The 2,962-nt window shown below is 58.2% G+C and carries 1 protein-coding gene and 3 pseudogenes; 3 read left to right on the top strand and 1 reads right to left on the bottom strand.

Annotated features, from left to right (window positions below):
- The 3 genes and pseudogenes from Q319_RS0122960 to Q319_RS0122950 all read left to right on the top strand — a co-directional run.
- Positions 1-491, top strand: a 491-nt coding sequence (locus tag Q319_RS0122960; protein ID WP_156039567.1) for an IS3 family transposase, incomplete at its 5' end; no start/stop codon positions are given.
- Positions 492-542: 51 nt separating this feature from the next.
- A pseudogene (locus Q319_RS25145) lies at positions 543-2,187 on the top strand (IS1182 family transposase).
- Positions 2,188-2,202: 15 nt separating this feature from the next.
- A pseudogene (locus Q319_RS0122950) lies at positions 2,203-2,670 on the top strand (IS3 family transposase); the annotation flags it as partial.
- Between the two features lie 23 nt (positions 2,671-2,693).
- Here the strand turns inward: Q319_RS0122950 and Q319_RS29245 are convergent.
- A pseudogene (locus tag Q319_RS29245) lies at positions 2,694-2,858 on the bottom strand (transposase); the annotation flags it as partial.
- Positions 2,859-2,962 lie beyond the last annotated feature (104 nt).

Raw genomic sequence — 2,962 nt, 5'->3', positions numbered from 1 at the left:
AAAGAACTGGAGCGGGAACTCGAAATTGCACGACAGGAACGGGATATCCTGAAAAAAGCACTGGCCTTTTTCGCCAAGCAACCCTGATTTTCCGCTTCATCGAGCGGCACCAAGACGAGTTCCCAGTGGAACTGATGCGCCGGGTTCTCGATGTCAGCATCAGTGGGTACTACGCTTCGCGGGGAAGGCCGGACAGCGAGAGAGTCACGAAAGACCGCCTGTTGATGGTCAAAATCAGGACAAGCTTCGAGGACAGTCGGGGGACGTACGGCGCGTTGCGCATCAAAGCCGACCTCTGCGAGCAGGGGGAGCAGGTGAGCCGTCAGCGCATCGGGCGCCTGATGCGACAAGCCGAGCTTGTCGCGCGGGGAAAGCGAAAGTTCCGGACGACGACCAAAGCGAAATCTTCCCACCCAGTCGCAGGAAATCTTCTTGCCAGGAATTTCGACGCCGATGGTCCGAATCAGAAATGGGCGACGGACATCACGTAGATGCTGTCGGCGAATTCAGACCGCACTGTGCAGGACGCAGCATACTGATCTATGTCCCTCAAACCAGCCGTGCCCAGCGAAATTCCTGAACTGACACAGCAGGTCGCGCGCGCCGCTTTCCCGAAAGGATGTGCGGCGATGCGCCTGCGTGACGAGTTTGGCATGCTGTATCAAGATGCCGACTTTGCAGATCTGTTTCCCAAACGGGGGCAACCAGCGCTGCCAGCGTGGCGGCTCGCGCTGGTGACCGTTCTCCAGTTTCTGGAGAACGTCAGTGATCGCCAAGCGGCCGACCAAGTGCGAGGACGCATTGACTGGAAATACGCGCTGGGACTGGAATTGCACGATGCTGGCTTCCACTTCAGTGTGCTGTCGGAATTTCGTGCCCGGCTGGTGAAGGGCGAAGCTGAATACCGTTTGCTTGACCGAATGCTGGATCATTTTCAGGACCGAGGCTTGGTGAAAGCGCGCGGAAAGCAACGCACGGATTCGACCCACGTCTTGGGCGCGGTGCGCGACTTACATCTCGCTGAATTGGTTGGTGAAACCCTGCGGGCAACGCTGAATCAACTGGCAGACCTGGTTCCCGAATGGCTGACAGGCGTGGCCCAACCACAGTGGTTCAAGCGCTACGCCCACCGCGTTGAGGACACCTTACTGCCGAAGACCGAAGCGAAACGCCGGCTGTATGTCTTGGACATTGGCGCAGATGGCTATGCCCTGCTGGATGCCCTCGATGCCCCAGACGCGCCGTGTGACGCTCTGAAGGCGAGTCGCCTTACTCCGGCAGGTCTGGGACACCCATTTTGATCGCAGTGGTGAGACGCTGCGCTGGAAGGAGGGAACAGAGTTCCCTCCCGTTGGAGAACGCATCCAGTCACCCTACGATCCAGAAATGCACTTCAGCACCAAACGCAGTACCGAGTGGTCTGGCTACAAGGTGCATTTGACGGAAACGTGCGACGACGATGAGGCCCATCTGGTGACTCACGTCCATACGACGGCGGCGATGGACTATGACGGGTCAAGTACCGCGGTGATCCATGACAAGCTGGCCGCAAAGAATCTCCTGCCCAGCAAACATTTTGTCGATGCCGCGTATACAGACGCGGAGTTGCTGGTCTCGAGCGCCAAGGAACATGGCGTTCAGCTGATGGGCCCCATTCGCCAGGTGTCCACCTGGCAAAGCCGTCAAGGCCTCGGCTATGACACTGCTCAGTTTCAAATCGACTGGGAGCAGCAACACGCTATTTGTCCACAGGGGAAGATCTCCGGCTCCTGGCGGCCCGGTTACAACGAGGTCAAGCACCCCATCATCCGAATTCGCTTCCGTCGAAGTGACTGTGGAACTTGTCCCACGCGCACGTTATGCACAGCTGCAAAGGATCCGCGCCGCACCCTCCTGATTCTCCATCAGGCAGAATATGAGGCCTTGAACGCAGCCAGAGTGCTGATGAAAACGCCTGCGTTCAAGTTCAGCTATCGTGTCCGGGCCGGCATCGAAGGCACCATTTCTCAGGGCGTACATTGCGTTGGGTTGCGTCAGAGCCGGTATATCGGCTTGGCCCGTACCCGACTGCACCATGTGGTCAGCGCCACGGCCATGAATGTGTCGCGGATTGTGGCCTGGTTGGATGGGCGGCCGCGTGCGGCCACCCGTGTCTCTAGCTTTTCAAGACTCCTCCAAGCGGTCTGAATTCGCCGACAGCATCTCACGTATTTACCCACCCGGGAGGGTTGGCTGTACCTGGCCACGGTCATGGACCTGTATTCACGGAAAATCGTCGGCTGGGCGCTGAATGAGCGACTCCACACGCCGCTGGTCACAGCGGCGTTGGGAATGGCTGTCGAGCGTCGACAGCCACCAGGAGGGCTGCTGCACCACTCAGATAGGGGGAGCCAATACACGAGTGAGGTGTACAAGCAGGCGCTGGACAGACTGCACGCGGTTCAGAGCTTGAGCGAGAAAGGAGAATGTTGGGATAACGCCGTTCAGGAGAGCTTTTTCGCGACGTTGAAGACGGAACTGGAACTTGGAAAAGCGCAGTGGGGTCGTGCCCAGACACGAACGGAGGTCTTCGAGTGGATTGAGGTGTTCTATAACCGTCGTCGTCGTCACTCAGCGTTGGGCTACCGGTCACCGGTGGCTTTCGAGGAGCAATTCACCATCCCGAACTGAGCCTCCACCAAACCCTTGACAGATCAACAGATCACATCCGCTTTGAACGTGTTGAGGACGAGCTTGAGACCTTCGCGGTCATCAACGTTCGCCGTCGTCACACGGCAACCCAACAGGTTGCCGTCCGTATCCGTCGCTATGTAGCGCTTACGGCCTTTGACCTTTTTGTTGCCGTCCCAGCCGCGATCCCCTTTTTTTGCGTCGTCTTGACGCTCTGAGAATCACCAACGGCGGCGGAAGGCTCGGCCTTCCGCCCTTTGCGTTCACGTTCGATCTTCACCAACGCGGCATT

This window comes from Deinococcus marmoris DSM 12784 (assembly GCF_000701405.1).
Taxonomy (GTDB): domain Bacteria; phylum Deinococcota; class Deinococci; order Deinococcales; family Deinococcaceae; genus Deinococcus; species Deinococcus marmoris.
Note: the sequence above shows the minus strand (reverse complement) of the source record. Positions and strands in the feature narration are given on the sequence as shown.